This window comes from Corallococcus llansteffanensis, assembly GCF_003612055.1.
GTDB lineage: Bacteria > Myxococcota > Myxococcia > Myxococcales > Myxococcaceae > Corallococcus > Corallococcus llansteffanensis.
Genome location: NZ_RAWB01000235.1, coordinates 1 through 14,488, shown reverse-complemented (window position 1 = coordinate 14,488; position 14,488 = coordinate 1). Strand labels below are relative to the sequence as shown.

At 72.1% G+C, this 14,488-nt stretch carries 13 protein-coding genes; 4 read left to right on the top strand and 9 right to left on the bottom strand.

Annotation, left to right across the window (positions count from 1 at the left end):
- The 7 genes from D7V93_RS21780 to thiL form a co-directional block, all read right to left on the bottom strand.
- Positions 1-540 (bottom strand): AIR carboxylase family protein (locus tag D7V93_RS21780; protein WP_120645248.1); only part of this gene is annotated, 540 nt, incomplete at its 3' end.
- A gap of 72 nt (positions 541-612) precedes the next feature.
- Entirely contained in the window at positions 613-1,227 is a 615-nt protein-coding gene (locus D7V93_RS21775) for a chemotaxis protein CheC (RefSeq protein WP_120645247.1), read from the bottom strand.
- Positions 1,224-3,545, bottom strand: a complete 2,322-nt coding sequence (locus tag D7V93_RS21770) for a chemotaxis protein CheA (protein WP_120645246.1) — start codon at positions 3,543-3,545, stop codon at positions 1,224-1,226. The genes D7V93_RS21775 and D7V93_RS21770 overlap by 4 nt, the downstream gene beginning before the upstream one ends.
- A 63-nt stretch (positions 3,546-3,608) precedes the next feature.
- A complete protein-coding gene (locus tag D7V93_RS21765) occupies positions 3,609-3,977 on the bottom strand; it encodes a response regulator (RefSeq protein WP_014400067.1) in 369 nt (122 codons plus the stop codon).
- A 71-nt stretch (positions 3,978-4,048) separates the two neighbouring features.
- Positions 4,049-4,471: a chemotaxis protein CheW gene (locus D7V93_RS21760; protein WP_120645245.1), complete on the bottom strand. Its 423-nt coding sequence runs from the start codon at positions 4,469-4,471 to the stop codon at positions 4,049-4,051.
- Between the two features lie 4 nt (positions 4,472-4,475).
- On the bottom strand, positions 4,476-5,849 hold the full coding sequence (locus tag D7V93_RS21755) for a methyl-accepting chemotaxis protein (protein ID WP_120645244.1): 1,374 nt from the start codon (positions 5,847-5,849) through the stop codon (positions 4,476-4,478).
- Positions 5,850-5,913: 64 nt separating this feature from the next.
- Positions 5,914-6,888 carry a thiamine-phosphate kinase gene (gene thiL, locus D7V93_RS21750; protein ID WP_120645250.1) on the bottom strand — a complete coding sequence of 325 codons (975 nt, stop codon included), beginning with the start codon at positions 6,886-6,888 and terminating at the stop codon, positions 5,914-5,916.
- 100 nt (positions 6,889-6,988) lie between these two features.
- On the opposite strand from thiL, the gene D7V93_RS21745 reads away from it, so the two are divergent.
- Together D7V93_RS21745 and D7V93_RS21740 are read left to right on the top strand one after the other, a co-directional pair.
- Positions 6,989-8,125, top strand: coding sequence for an aquaporin (locus D7V93_RS21745; protein ID WP_167509483.1), 1,137 nt, complete (start codon positions 6,989-6,991; stop codon positions 8,123-8,125).
- A gap of 81 nt (positions 8,126-8,206) precedes the next feature.
- A complete protein-coding gene (locus tag D7V93_RS21740) occupies positions 8,207-9,490 on the top strand; it encodes an MgtC/SapB family protein (RefSeq protein WP_120645243.1) in 1,284 nt (427 codons plus the stop codon).
- On the opposite strand, the gene D7V93_RS21735 is transcribed toward D7V93_RS21740, so the two are convergent.
- The gene (locus D7V93_RS21735; protein WP_120645242.1) at positions 9,487-10,983 is read right to left on the bottom strand and encodes a sensor histidine kinase; all 1,497 of its coding nucleotides are present in this window, start codon (positions 10,981-10,983) and stop codon (positions 9,487-9,489) included. The genes D7V93_RS21740 and D7V93_RS21735 overlap by 4 nt on opposite strands.
- Positions 10,980-11,699 (bottom strand): GTP-binding protein, encoded by a 720-nt coding sequence (locus D7V93_RS21730; protein WP_120645241.1) that lies wholly within the window; start codon positions 11,697-11,699, stop codon positions 10,980-10,982. The genes D7V93_RS21735 and D7V93_RS21730 overlap by 4 nt, the downstream gene beginning before the upstream one ends.
- Positions 11,700-11,974: 275 nt before the next feature.
- On the opposite strand from D7V93_RS21730, the gene D7V93_RS21725 reads away from it, so the two are divergent.
- Positions 11,975-12,511, top strand: coding sequence for a GNAT family N-acetyltransferase (locus D7V93_RS21725; RefSeq protein ID WP_120645240.1), 537 nt, complete (start codon positions 11,975-11,977; stop codon positions 12,509-12,511).
- Between the two features lie 176 nt (positions 12,512-12,687).
- On the top strand, positions 12,688-14,488 hold a 1,801-nt coding region (locus D7V93_RS21720), incomplete at its 3' end, for a type IV pilus twitching motility protein PilT (protein ID WP_120645239.1).

Genomic DNA, 14,488 nt, shown 5'->3' with positions numbered 1-14,488 from the left:
CTCCATGCCCGCCACCACCACCGCCACGTGGCACTCTTGAATCTCCTCGCGCCGGCGCAGGAGCCGGTGGATGCCCGCCACGCCCACGTCGTAGACGCGACGGACCTCCGCGCCCATGGCCTCCGCGGTGATCGCCGCCTCCTCCGCCACGGGGATGTCGCTCGTGCCCGCCGTCACCACCGCGACGAGCCCCGCCTTCACCTTGCGCTGGGGCATGTGAAAGATGCGCGCCACCGGGTGGTAGACGCCCTTGGGGAAGCGCGCGACCAGCGCCTCCGCCTTGTCCGGTTGCAGCCGCGTCACCAGCACCGTCTGCTTGCGCTCCACCAGCGCGCCCACGATGCCCAGCAGCTGCTCCACCGTCTTGGGCTCGCCCAGCACCACCTCCGGGAAGCCGAAGCGCAGGTTGCGATGCGTGTCGAGCGTCGCGTAGCCCAGCTCCGCGAACGGCAGGTCCTTGAGCTTGCCCACCGCGTCGTCCAGGGTGACCTTGCCCGTCTTCACCTGCCCCAGCAGTTGTCGCAGCGCCTTCTCGTCCATGGGCGACCGTCTACCCCACCCGCCCCCGGTGCTCCAGGCGCGAGGCAGGCCCAGGCCCGGCAACGCCCGGGACTACAGGCCCAGCCGGGCCAGCAGCGCCTGGGTGCTGCCACGCTCCAGCACCAGGAGCATCTGCCCGCCGACGGACGTGGCGGAGGTGCCGGACGGGGGGGGCGTCGCCGTGAAGCGCGCCCCCAGCACCACCACCGGGCCCGGGCCCGACTGCACCTCGCCCAGCACGCCCGCCAGCACCGGCCGCACCGGGCCGCGCTCCAGCTGGGGCACCGTGGGCAAGAGCCGCCAGCCGGTCAGCCGTCCGATGGCGGACAGACACGCGCTGGCGATGATGTTGGCGGCCTCCGCCAGCGCGCTCTCGCGCTCCTCGGGGGCCGCGGGCTGGCCTCGCACCAGCACCGACTCCAGCGCCTCCCCGTCCCGGGCGGGCAGCACCAGCACCAGCGCGCCGCGCAGCTCGCCCGTCATGCCCAGGCGCACGGCGACAGAGGGGCCGTCGTCGCCCAGGAGGGCCGGCCCTTCCGCGACGTTCGTCAGCCGCACCTCGGGGAGGGACAGGTCCACGCGACCGCCCACCAGGCGGGCCAGGGCGTTGGCGCCATGGCCACAACCGATGTTGGCCACCTCGCGCAGGGCGTCGAGCTGGGCGTCGCTGGGCAGGGGCGGGCTCACGCGGTCAGTAACCTCGGGACATCCAGGATGAACACCGGTCGACCACTGCCCAGGATGGTCACCCCGGACAGGCCCGGCAGCAAGTCCAGGGGTCGGGACAAGGGCTTGAGCACGACTTCCTCCTGCCCCAGGAGGCGATCCACCGCCAGCGCCACCTTGCCGGTGCCGGCGTCGCCCTCCATCACCACGAAGGGCCGGAAGCCCGGGCGGGGCGAGGCGGGCACCCCCAGCAGCACCTCCAGCAGGTGCACCGGCAAGAGGCCGTTGCCGTGGGGCAGCAGCGCCGTCTCACGGCTGCGGCTCAGGGCCTCCGGGTCCGCCTCCGTCGCGCCCACCACCTTGGCGATGGGCAGGCCGAAGACCTCCTCGCCCACCTGCACGAGGAGCAGGTGCACGACGGCCACGGTGAGGGGCAGCCGCAGGGTGAAGCAGGTACCACGGCCGCGCTCGCTCTCGATTTCGAGCGTGCCGCCCACGCTCTCCACCACGCGCTTGACGGCGTCCATGCCCACGCCGCGCCCGGAGATGTCGGTGATGTCCTTGGCGGTGGACACGCCCGGCAGGCACGACAGCAGGAAGGCGTCGCGGTCCGCCATGCGCGCGGCGGCCTCCTCCGTGATGAGCCCGCGCTTGAGCGCCGAGGCCTTGAGCTTCGCCGGGTCCATGCCCCGGCCGTCGTCCTCGATATCGATGATGACCCGGTCGCGCGCGCGGCGCACCGTCACCAGCACGCGGCCACGCACGGACTTCTTCGCGGCCAGCCGCTCCTCGGGGGCCTCCAGGCCGTGGTCGATGCAGTTGCGCAGCAGGTGCAGCAGCGGATCCGCCAGCTCGTCCAGGATGGCCCGGTCCAGCTCGATCTCCGCGCCGGTGATGACCAGCTCCACCTCGCGCTCCTTGCGGCGGGCGAGGTCGCGCGCGGCGCGGGGCAGCCGGTCGGTGATGAGCGACAGCGGCGTCATGCGCGCGCTCATCACCTTGTCGTGCAGGTCCTTCACCAGCGTGTGCAGCCGGTAGACGCCCTCCTCCAGCGCGGGGCGCGACACCTCCGGCATCACCTTGCCCACCTCGCGCAGGCGGGCGGTGGCGAGCATCAGCTCCCCCACCGTGTCGAGGAAGTAGTCGAGCAGCTCCGTGCGCACGCGCACCGTGCGGGAGCTGGCGTCCGCGCTGGCGCGCGCGCTGTCCAGCGCCTGCGCGGTGACGGCGAGGATGGGCGGTTCGGGGACGGCCTGGGAGACGGAGACGACCTCCACCTCCGCCACGTTGCGCAGGGCCGTCTGGATGCCGGCCTCGCCCACGTTCGTGTCCAGCTCCACCTGGATGAAGCCGTCCGGGATGCGCCCGGCCTTCAGCTCCTCCAGGGGAGGCCGCAGGTCCACGAGCGTGCCCAGGGTGGACAGCCGCTTGTGCACGAGGAACGCACGCACGCCCGGCACCTGGCAGGTGGGCGAGATGCGCAGGCGCACGGACCAGCGGGGCGCGCTGGGGGGCGCGTCCGTGTCCACGCTGGCGAGGACCTTGAGGTTCGCGCCCAGGGCCGCCACGGAGGACGCGGGGTCGGCCTCCACCGGCAGGTCCGTCCGGGGCCGCGCGCCGGGAGCTCCGTAGAGGGCTTCGGGGCTGCTGAGGTCGCGCGGAGGCATCAGGCTGGCGGGCGGCATCACCGCCAGGGCCGTGGACACCGGCCCACCGTCCACCCCGGAGGTGGCCTGGAGCCCCGGGGCCGCCCGGTCCGCGCGGGAGTCCGACCCCGAGCCTCCGGCCGAACTCCCGGCCGAGCCCCCGGCATCCGCCGTCGGAGCCCCGGCCGCGACGCCCGGAGTCCCGGCCGCATCCGCGGGGGCGCCCGGGTCCCCGGCTCCCGCCGCCGGGGGGTCGCCCGGCTTGAGCACCGTGACCTGGGCCACGCGCGTCGCCGCGGGGGCATGGCCGGTGAGCGTCCGCACGCGCGCGCTCAGCTGCTCCAGCAACGGGGCCGCTGCGTCCGGCTCACGGCTGGCCGCGACGGCGCGCACCTGGGCCGTCAGGGTGTCCGCGGCGCTGAGGAGCAGGTCCACCAGGTCCCGGTCGAGCAGCTTCCGGTCCTGCCGCACGGCGTCCACCAGGTCTTCCACCCGGTGCGCCAGCATGGCGATGGACTCGAAGCCCATGGAGGACGCCATGCCCTTGACCGAGTGGGCGTGGCGGAACATCGAGTCCACGGTGGCGGCGGTGGCCTCGCGCTCCAAGGCCACCAGGTCACGCCCGAGCGCTTCCAGATGCTCCGTGGCCTCCGAGATGAAGAGGCCCAGGTACCGGGACATGTCCATCGTCATGACCCGGTACCTCCCATCCGGCGGACGGGACCGCGACCCGGGCGGGCGCGGTCCTTGCGTCTGTCAGGCCTCGCCCAGCACCTTCTTGACGACCGCCAGCACGTCCTCGGCCCGGAAGGGCTTGACGATGAAGTCCGAGGCGCCCGCCTCGATGGCCTCCATCACCAGGCTCTCCTGACCGAGCGCGGAGCACATGATGACCACCGCGCTGCTGTCGGCCTTGATGATTTCCCGCGTCGCTTCGATTCCGCTCTTGAACGGCATCACGATGTCCATCGTCGTGAGGTCCGGTTTCAACTCCTTGAACTTCTCCACGGCCTCCAGGCCGTTGGCCGCCTCACCGACGACCTCGAACCCTCCAGACGCAAAGATGTCCTTGATCATGTTGCGCATGAAGATGGCGTCGTCGACGACCAGCACCCGCTTAGCCATGTGAAGAACTCCGCCTCCGTTTCAGGCCTAGAGGGAGCGCACCCTATCACCGGCCGTTTCCAGGGGGCTACTCACTTGGGCGCAGTGAACAAGGCAACGACCGCCGCATCAAGTCCTTCGGGATCCAGCACGGTCACTCCCAGACCGCCCAGGCGGGCAACGCCGCGTACCGCGGGCGTGACCTTCCCCGGCGCAGCGCTCACACGCTCCACCGCTTCGATGCCATCCACGTCCGTCACCAGGAGGCCCAGGTCGCGCCGTCCCCGGTCCAGGAGTACCACGCGGCACAGCGGCGTGGGGCCTTCAGGCAGGTGCAATAACTGCCGCAATTCCACCACCGTCACCACGCGACCGCGCAGGTTCATCACTCCCGTGATGGCGGAAGGGGCGCGCGGTACACGGGTGTAGCGCTCCGGAGGCACGACGACCTCCCGGACCGCCGAGAGGGGCAGCCCATAGCGCTCCTTCTCCACGCGGAAGATGACGTGCCGCACGGTGTCAGGGCCCCAGGCGGAAGCTGCGCACCACGCTCTGCAATTCCACGGAGAGGTTGGTCAGCTCGCTTGCCAGCGACGTCATCCGCGACACGGCGGCCGTCTGCTCCTGGATGACGGCCTGGATGGCCTCCGTGGAGCTGGCGTTGTTGCGCGCCACGAGCTTGATCTCCTCGATGGCCTTCACCATCTCCTCGCTGCCCTTGAGCTGCTCGCGGGTGCTGTCGGAGATGAGGTTCACCTTCTCCGCGCCCTTGCGCGCGGTGTCGGTGATGGCCCCCATGGAGCGCATGATGTCGGTGAGGTCCTCACGGCCCTCCGCCAGCTCCGCGATGCCTTCCTTCATGGCGCTCACGACGGAGGTGGACTGGCCGGAGATGTCGCGCGCCAGACGGGAGATCTGCTCCGCGGAGCGGCCCGCGCTCTCCGCCAGCTTGCGCACCTCGTCCGCGACCACCGCGAAGCCGCGGCCGTACTCGCCCGCGCGCGCCGCTTCGATGGTGGCGTTGAGGGCCAGGAGGTTCGTCTGCTGGGCCACCTGGGTGATGGCGTCGACGATCTTCGAAATCTCCTGCGTCTTCTCGCCGAAGGCGAACACCTGCTGGCTGGCGGACTCGATGCGGTTGAAGACCTTCTTCACCTTGTCGCCCGCGAGCCGCGCCGCCTTGGAGCCGTCCTCCGCGCCGCTGCTGGTCTCCGCGGACGTGCGGGCCGCGTCCAGCGCGCTCACCGCCGTGCGCTGGATGCTGCCGGCCATCTCCGTGATGACCTTGGAGGCCTGGGAGACGAGCTGCGACTGGGTCTCCGCGCCGCTGGCGATCTTCTCCATCGACGAGCCCACCTCCTCGGTGGACCCGTTGACGTTCTCCGCGGAGCGCTGCAGGTCGATGGCGGTGTCCGCCACGCTCTTGGCGGTGTCTTGAATCTTGCCCACCAGCTCGCGCAGGTTCTCCTGCATGCGGGAGATGGCGCCCGTCAGCTCGTCGATCTCGTCGCGCGTGCTGTGGACTTCCGCGGCCACGGGCTTGGACAGGTCGCCCTGGGAGATTTCAAAGGCGGAGCGGCTGAGCACCTTCACGCGGGTGACGCGCGCCAGCAGGGACGGCAGGAACGCCGCGCCGCCGAAGGTGATGAGCACGCCCACGCTCACCCGGATGACGAAGCTCCAGTAGCCCCAGGACGCATCGAACATGCGCTCCGTGCAGAGCAGCCACGTGCCCAGGAGGAGGCCCAGGACGATGTAGCCGGTGGTGATCTTCCGGTGCAGGGACTGCTCGCGGACGACCTTGGGCCCCTCCACGGCGCGCAGCAGGCGCTGCACGGGCTCGCGTCGGGGGGTGAGACCAGAGGAAGGGTCGTCGCGAAGGGGGCGGCGCACGGGGTGCTTTCAGCAGGCGGGGCAGGAAGCAGTCCAGGGGTTTAGCCTTGCTCTTCGGTACGGGTCAATCATCCGCCTGGATCTGCCTGCTTGACCGGGCGAAGTGATCGAATCCGTCGGGCGGGGTCAGGGGCCTTCCCGCGGCGTCGCGAATTTTCCACTGTCGCTCTCGCGTGAGCACGCCCACGCGGGTCACCCGCTCTGCGGAGCGACCACACGCCCGCTCGAACGCTGGGGCGCGCGCGGGGGGAACGGCGAGCAGCAGCTCGTAGTCCTCGCCACCCCGGAGCGCTTCCATGCGTGCCTGCTCCAGCCCCAGCGCCGCGCGCAGGGCGGGCGACACGGGCAGCCGGTCCAGCTCCAGCGCCACGCCCACCCGGGACGCGGCGCACAGATGGCCCAGGTCCTGGGACAGCCCGTCGGACACGTCCAGGCCGGCGGAGGCGAAGCGCGCGGCGAGCCGGCCCAGGGCGACGCGGGGCTCGGGGCGGCGCTGGCGGCGCACGGCGCTCCCCCGCCGGACGCCGGCCTGGAGCTGCTTCAGGCCCAGGCGCGCGTCGCCCAGCGTGCCGGAGACATAGAGCAGGTCCCCGGGCCGGGCGCCCGCGCGGGTGAGGGGGGGATGGGACAGCTCCCCGGTGGCGGTGAGGGTCACGGACAGCTCCCGCGCGGAGGTGAAGTTGCCGCCCACGAGCGCGATGCGGTGCGCCTTCGCGAGCGCGGCCATGCCCCGGCCGAGCGCGGACAGCTCGCGCACGGGGAAGTCCCTGGGCAGCGCGAGCGCGCAGACGAACCAGCGGGGCGCGGCGCCCATCGCGGCCAGGTCCGACAGGTTCACCGCGAGCGCCTTGTGGCCGATGTCCGCGGGCGAGAACGTCGCGCGGGTGAAGTGCACGTCCTCCACCACGGCGTCGGTGGTGACGCACAGCGCGCCCCTGGACGGCGCGAGCACGGCGCAATCGTCTCCGGGTCCCACGGGCACGCGGGCGCGCGGGAAGCAGGCGAGGAAGCGTTGGATGAAGTCGAACTCACCGGGCATGGAGCGGGCACAGACCACGCCCGCGCCCGGTGACGCAACGTCCCCGCGCGCCGGACGGCGTCCCGTGGCGTTGACGGTGTCAGCCCCGCGAGGCATAGCAATGGGAGTGCCTCCCTCGCCCCCGCCCCTGGACCTGCGACGCCGTCTGGCGACGGAAGCGCTGGGCTGCGGACTGGTGGTGGTGGCGCTGGAGGGCTCGCACCACGTCGCCGAGCACCTGGGCGCGAGCGCCACCGAGGGCCGCCTCTTCATGTCCCTGTCGTGCGGCGCGGTGCTGGCGTGCCTGTTGTGGGTGCTGCGGCCTTTTGGCGCGCACCTCAACCCGGCCCTCACCTTCGCCGACGCGCTGGGGGACCGCACGCCCTGGCGCGAGGTGCCGCTGTACGCGCTGGCGCAGCTGGGTGGCAGCCTGCTGGGGCGCCTCATCGCGCATGGCATGAGCCACGAACCGCTGCTGCTCACCTCGCGTCCGCCCGCGGCCGACGGCGCCCGGTTCCTCACGGAGATGGTGGCGACGTTCGGCCTGCTGGTGGTGGTGCGCGGCTGCGTGCGCACGCGTCCGTCCGCCACGCCCCTGGCCATCGCGGGCTATGTCGCCGCCACGGTGTGGTTCACCGACTCGCGCTCGCTGGCCAACCCGGCGCTGGTGCTGGCCCGCGCCGCCAGCGCCCACGTGGGCGTGATGAACCCGCTGGAGGCGGAGTCCTTCGTCGCCGCGCAGCTGCTGGGCGCGGCGCTGGCGGTGTTCCTCTTCCGCTGGCTGCTCGGCGGCACGCCCCGGCCCGCCCCCGCGGCCGCCGCCCTGGAGACCGTCGTCTTCGAGTGCGCCGAAGCAGGCCCCGCGCACCTGGCCGCCGCCCTCTTCAACACGCTGGCCCACCCGGAGCGCGCCCGCGCGGTGGCGGCACCGCCCCCGTCCGCCAGCGACGCGGGACCGCCCCTGGCCGTGGCGACGTTGATGCGCGACCTGAACCTGCGCCCCGCCCCCCTGAGGGACCGCGGCGTGCCCGCGTCCCACTACGTCCTCATCGAGGTCGCGGGTCAGGCGCCGGGCATGGACGCGCGGGTGCGCGAGCGCTGGTCGCTGCCCGCGCTGTCGCTGTTGGACGAAGCCAGCGCGCGCGCGTTGCAGGCGGCCCTGAAGCCCCGGTTGCACCAGCTGCTCGCGCGCCGGGGTTGGGAGCGGCTGCACGTCGTCAGCGGCCCCGCGCCCGAGGGCCCGCGCGCCCTGACCTGAGGTCTTCCGGGCGGGGTGACGGGGCGCGGCGTTGACGTCACGCGCCCATGCGAGCATGACGGACGCCCTGGAGGAACGCGCATGATGGAAGGACTTCCCCCCGTCGTTTCCTGGCCTCCGCTGCAGACGCTGATGCGGCTGACGCTCGCGCTCGCGGTGGGCCTGTTCGTGGGGCTGGAGCGCGAGTGGCGCGGGAAGGAGGCGGGCCTGCGCACCTTCGGCTTCGCGGCGCTCCTGGGCGGCATGGGCGGGCTGCTGGGGCCGAACTTCGCGCTGATGAGCCTCGCGCTGCTGGGCGTGCTGCTGTGCTTCCTCAACTGGCAGTCCCTGCGCGCCAACGGCGGCGCGGAGCTGACGACGTCCGCCGCGTTGCTCGTGACGGGCTTCACCGGCGTGCTGTGCGGCCTGGGGCACACGGTGACGCCCGCGGCGGTGGGCGTGACGACGGCGGGCCTGCTCGCGTGGAAGGAGCGGCTGGCCACCTTCAGCCACAAGATCACGGCGGAGGAGCTGCGCTCGGCCATCCTGCTGGCCATCCTCGCCTTCGCCATCTACCCGGTGCTGCCCGCGCAGCCGGTGGACCCATGGGGCCTCATCGAGCCCCGGGCCGCGTGGGTGACGGTCATCCTCATCGCCGCCATCGGCTTCGTGAACTACCTGTTGTGGAAGGTCTTCGGCACGCACGGCGTGGAGGTGACGGGCTTCCTGGGCGGGCTCGTCAACAGCACCGTCACCGTGGCGGAGCTGGCGAACCGCGTGCGCGAGAGCTCCGGGCGCCTGCTGGACGTGGCCTACCGGGGCGTGCTGCTGGCCACCGCCGCCATGGCGCTGCGCAACGCGGTGCTCCTGGGGCTGTTGTCCTTCCGCGCGCTCGTGGACTCCGCCATCCCGCTGGTCCTCATCCTGCTGTCCAGCACGGGCCTGGCGCTGATGCGCTCGCGCACCGAACCGGCCCCCGGCGCCGAGCCTCCCGCCCTGCCCCTCAAGTCGCCCTTCTCGCTGCCGTCCGCGCTGAAGTTCGGCCTCATCTTCCTGGGGCTCCAGGTGGTGGGCACGGTGGGCCAGACGCTGCTGGGTCGCTGGGGCTTCTACGCGGTGAGCGCGCTGGGCGGGCTGGTGTCCAGCGCCTCCGCGGTGGCGTCCGCCGCGTCGCTGTGCGCCAACGGCACCATCTCCCCCATGACGGCCGGGGTGGGCGCCATCATCGCGTCGCTCGCCAGCGCCGCCATCAACTTCGTCCTGGTGGCGCGCGTGTCCGGGCAGCGCCCGCTCACCCTCCGGCTGGGCCGTGCCCTGGGCGTCGTCATGCTGCTGGGGCTCGTGGGCGCGCTCGTCCAGACGCACCTGCCGACGTTCCTGCCCTAGAAGCGGTCCGGCTCCGGCATGGGCGGCGCGGCGGACAGCCCACGGTCCGCCATGGGCGGGTGCAGCGGCAGCATCACGATGAAGCGCGAGCCGTGGCCGAACTCGCTCTCCACGCGCACGCGGCCGCCGTGCCCTTCCACCAGGCTCTTCACGATGGCGAGCCCCAGCCCCGCGCCGCCGAACTCGCGCGTGGAGCTGCCGTCCACCTGGTAGAAGCTCTGGAAGATGCGGTCGAACTCCTCCGTGCGGATGCCCACGCCGGTGTCCTCCACGCTGATGCGGTAGCCAGGCACGCCCAGCTCCTGCTGCATCGCCGCGTCCGACAGCGTCACCTTCACCCGGCCGCCCGCCGGCGTGAACTTCACCGCGTTGGCCAGCAGGTTCACCACCACCTGGCGCAGCTTGTCCAGGTCGCCCGCGAGCCGGGGCTGGGGCGTGTGCGGCAGCCGCACCTCCAGCTCCAGGCCCTTCCTCTGCGCCTGCGGCAGCACGCTGGAGACCGCCGTCTGGATGATGTAGCCGGGGTCCACCGGCGCCATGGACAGGCGCAGGCGGCCGGCTTCAATCTGGCTCAGGTCCAGCAGCGAGGAGATCATCGAGAGGAGCGTCTCCCCCTTCTCCACGATGGTGCGCACGTACTGGAGCTGTTCGGCGTTGAGCGGCCCCGCCAGCCCCTCCGCCATCATCTCCGAGTAGCCCAGGATGGACGCGAGCGGCGTGCGCAGCTCATGGCTCACCGTGCCCAGGAAGGACGACTTCAGCCGGTCCAGCTCCTTGAGCCGCGCGTTGGCCTGGATGAGCCGCGCGTTCTGCGCCTCCAGCTCGCGGTGCACCTCCAGCGTGGACTCCAGGTGCAGGTGCGTGGCGAGGTACGCCTTCTGGCCGCTGGCGACGAGCGCGCCCAGCACCTGGCCGAAGTGGCCCAGCACCTGGGCCGCGGTGCGCTCCGGCACGCGGCGCACGCGCGCCAACAATTCGTGCGCGCGCTCCAGGTCCAGCCCGTCGATGCCGGTGAGCGTGGCCGGGAAGTCCGTCAGCTCCTCAGGCGTGAAGGGCCCCAGGATGACCCGGCCCAGGAAGTCGCCGTCCCAGCGCACGGGCATCACCACGTAGCGCAGGCCGGTGAAGCACGGCAGGGCGATGAGCCCGGAAGCTTCGGACGTGTCGCCGTCCGCCACGCGCCCGCCGTCCATTGGGAGCACGGGCCCGTCCTTCACGCGGCCCACCATGGCGGTGCACGCGTGGCGCCCGTCCGGGAAGGAGAAGACGTAGGCGCAGAAGTCGCCGTGCCCCACCTTCACGTCCGCCAGCTTCGTGCCGCGCGCGTCCAGCACCTTGATGCCCACGCGGTACAGGTCGCTGAAGCCCTTCACCACCTCCGCGAAGGACGGCAGGTCCAACAGGTCGCCGAGCGTCAGCCGCCGCTGGAGGACGGACTCGCGCCGGGGCCCGCCCGACAGGTTGTCCCGGGGTCCTCCCATCGGGCCGCTCATGAAGGACTCCCGCTCGCGCCGCCACCGGGCAGGGCGCCGTACCGCCCCTCCAGCGCCGTGCCCGTGAGGTCCACCTGGCGGAAGATCTGCCCCAGGAACTCCTCTTCCGACAGGCCCACGTTGCGCGACAGGTGGGCGCGGTTCTCGAGCGCGCGCCAGGCCGCCTGCGCCACGGTGTGGAAGGTCTCCACCACGCCCTCGCCCCGCACCGCCACCGACCCCACGACGGGCTGGGTGCCCTTGCGCTGGATGTCCGCCAGCTCCGCGTCCGTGAGGCTGTCCGGCAGGTCGCGCTTGTTGAACTGGATGACCACCGGCACCTGCGCCGGGTCCAGCTCCATCTCGCGCATGTTCTCCTGGAGGTTGCGCCAGTAGGCGTTGTTCTCCTGCGACGCGTTGCGCCGGCTGTCCGCGATGAACACCACCGCGTCGGTGCCCTGCAGCACCACGCGCCGCGTGGCGTTGTGGATGACCTGGCCTGGGACGGTGAAGAGCTTCACCTTCACCTTGAAGCCCGCGGAGGTGGAGAAGAAGACGGGCAGCAGGTCGAAGAAGAGCGTCCGGTCGTCGTGCGTGTCCACCGACAGCAGGCGCCCGCGCACGTCCGGCCGCGCGCGGGCGTGCAGCTTGCGCAGGTTCGTCGTCTTCCCGCTGAGCCCGGGGCCGTAGTAGACGATCTTGAGCGTCAGCTCTCGCTGGGCGTGGTTCAGTTGCAAGGAGGGGGCTCGAACCCGAGGGGGACCGGGACCGTCTTTTTATAATGGTCCCACGCCCCGCGCGGAAGGCCGGTTGCACGCCAGACGGCGGAGCGGAAACGATCCATCCTCCTGGAATGGCGTTCCTCCGGGTGGCGTTTCAAGAAGTTCCCGCTCCTCGTGCCAAGAGGAGGACGTCTCCCCACACGGAAAAGAGGACACTGTGCACGGAATGATCGCGTGCATGGGTAAGGGGGGACCGGTTAGGATCGCGGACGCGACGGAGGAGCAAGGCGATGACGATGAAGCAGGTGGAACCAGGCGTCGAGGTGGCCCCCACGCCCGTGATGGACGTGGCGACCCTCTCCAACGAGCTGGTGAACGGGGTCAAATTCGGTGTGGCCACCGACGAGGACCTGACCACGGTGTCGGCCCTGCGCTCCAACTCCGAGCCCTGGAAGGGCCGTGGGGAGAGCCAGGAGGACAGCCTCAAGGCCCTCACCCAGCTCAAGCCCTTCCTCCACGTGGCCCGGCTGCAGAACCAGATCGTGGGTTACGTGACGGTGGAGCGTGACGGCCCGGTGCCCGGCGCCGCCTACCTGCGCAACATCGTGGTGAAGCCGGAGCTGCGGCGCCACGGCCTGGGCGCGCTGCTGCTGAACAAGGCGCTCGACGCAGCGCGTGACATGTACCGCAAGACGATCGCGCTGCGCGTGGATCCCGCGAACGCGCCCGCGGTGGGCTTCTACCGCAAGGCGGGCTTCACCACGGTCGCCACGGTGGTGTCCAAGAAGTCCGGCAAGCTGCGGCTCCTGATGTCGCGCGAGCTGTAGCCCGCGTCCGTCACAGGCTGCCTGGTTGTTCCCGACGGGAGGGGCCCTCACACGGCCGCTCCCGTCGTGCTTTGGGAGGCAGGCCCCCGGGTGTCCCGGCGCGCGGCGGTCGACTATCCTGCGCGGGTTCCACTCCGCCGGGCCTGACGCACGGCAGCAGTGGGGCCACTCCCTGAATGAAACCGCTCGCAGAGCTGCTGCGTCACCTGTCGCGTCCCGGAATCACCGAGCTGGCCCTGGCCAGTGGCCGCCCGCCCATGGTGCGAAACGCCACCGGCTACGAGCCCGTCGATCCCGGCGCCCTCACCACCGACGACCTCGTGAAGGCCCTCCAGGCCATGGTGGGGCTCGCGCGCGCTTCCACGGTGTCGGAGACCCCCGTGCAGTGGACGGTGAACGCCACCGGCCTGGGCTCGCTCAGCATCGCGGCGGTGCGCCGGGGCGACCTGATGAACGTGCGCCTCACGCGCGGCACGGAGGGCGCCGCGCAAGCGGCCCCCGCGGCACCAGCGACCCAGGCGGCCGCCGCCGCGCCGACCCGGACGCCCTACGGCGGGATGCCCGCGGTGTCCGCCCCGGCTGAAGCCATGGCTCGAACCGCCCAGGTCGGTGGTCCCGCGGCGGGAGAAGCGGCCGCACGCACGGCCCCGGCAGGAGCGGCCTCCGTGCGAGGTGTTCCCGTCGGCGCGGTCACGGCGCCAGCCGACGCCTCCGCGAGGGCCCACCCCGCACAGGTCCCCCAGGCTTCGGCCGAGGTCTCCGCGCGTGCCGCCGTCCCCGCCGCCACGCGCCCGCCCGCCGCGAGCGCGCCTTCACACGCGGCCGACGCCCCCGCGCGCGCCATCCCCATCTCGCGCAACGCGCCCGCGCCGGGCCGCGACCTGGCCGTGCTGCTGGAGCAGGCGCGCAGCATGCACGCCAGCGACCTGCACGTGGTGGCCGGACGGCCGCCGCTGTTCCGGCTGGCGGGGGAGCTGCAACCGCAGGACACGCCGCTGTCGCCGGAGCTGGTGGAGCGGCTCTTGCTGCCCATCATCCCGGAGCGGCTGCGGCACGTGCTGGAGCGCGACGGCAGCGTGGACTTCGCGCTGGACTCCGAGGAGACGGGGCGCTTCCGCGTCAACGTGGGCCGCCAGCGCACGGGGCTCAAGGGCGTCTTCCGCGTCATCTCCCGCGAGATTCCGACCCTGGAGTCGCTGGGCCTGCCGGCGGACATCGCCAAGGCGACGCACCACCACCAGGGCCTCATCGTGCTCACCGGCCCGTCAGGCCACGGCAAGACGAGCACGCTCGCGGCGCTGGTGGACATCATCAACCGCGAGACGACGCACCACGTGCTCACCGTGGAGGACCCGGTGGAGTACGTGCACCCGCGCAAGCGCGCCCTCATCAGCCAACGCGAGGTGGGCACCAACACCCGCACCTTCGCGAGCGCCCTCAAGGGCAGCCTGCGCGAGGATCCGGACGTCATCGTCGTGGGCGAGCTGCGCGACACGGAGACGGTGCGCATGGCGCTCGCCGCCAGCGAGACGGGCCACCTGCTCATCAGCACCATGAACACGCCCAGCGCGGCGAAGACCATCGACCGGCTCATCGACCTCTTCCCGCCGGCGGATCAGCAGCAGGTGCGGCTGTCGCTCTCCAGCGGCCTGCGCCTCATCGTCAGCCAGCGGCTGATGCCCTCCACGGACGGCAAGCGCATGGTGGCCGCCGCCGAGGTGCTCACAGGCTCCGTGGCGCTGGGCAACCTCATCCGCGACAACAAGACGTATCAAATCCCGTCGCTCCAGCAGCGCGGCAAGTCGCTGGGCATCATCCGCTTCGAGGACTCGCTGTCGGACCTGGCGCGCTCGGGCAAGGCGACGCTGGAGACGGTGAAGGGCTTCGCGGAGAACCCGGACGAAATCGAGGCCATGGTGACGGGCAAGCGGCCCGGCGCCGCCGCCACCGTGCCCCCGCCCGCCACTGTCTCTTATA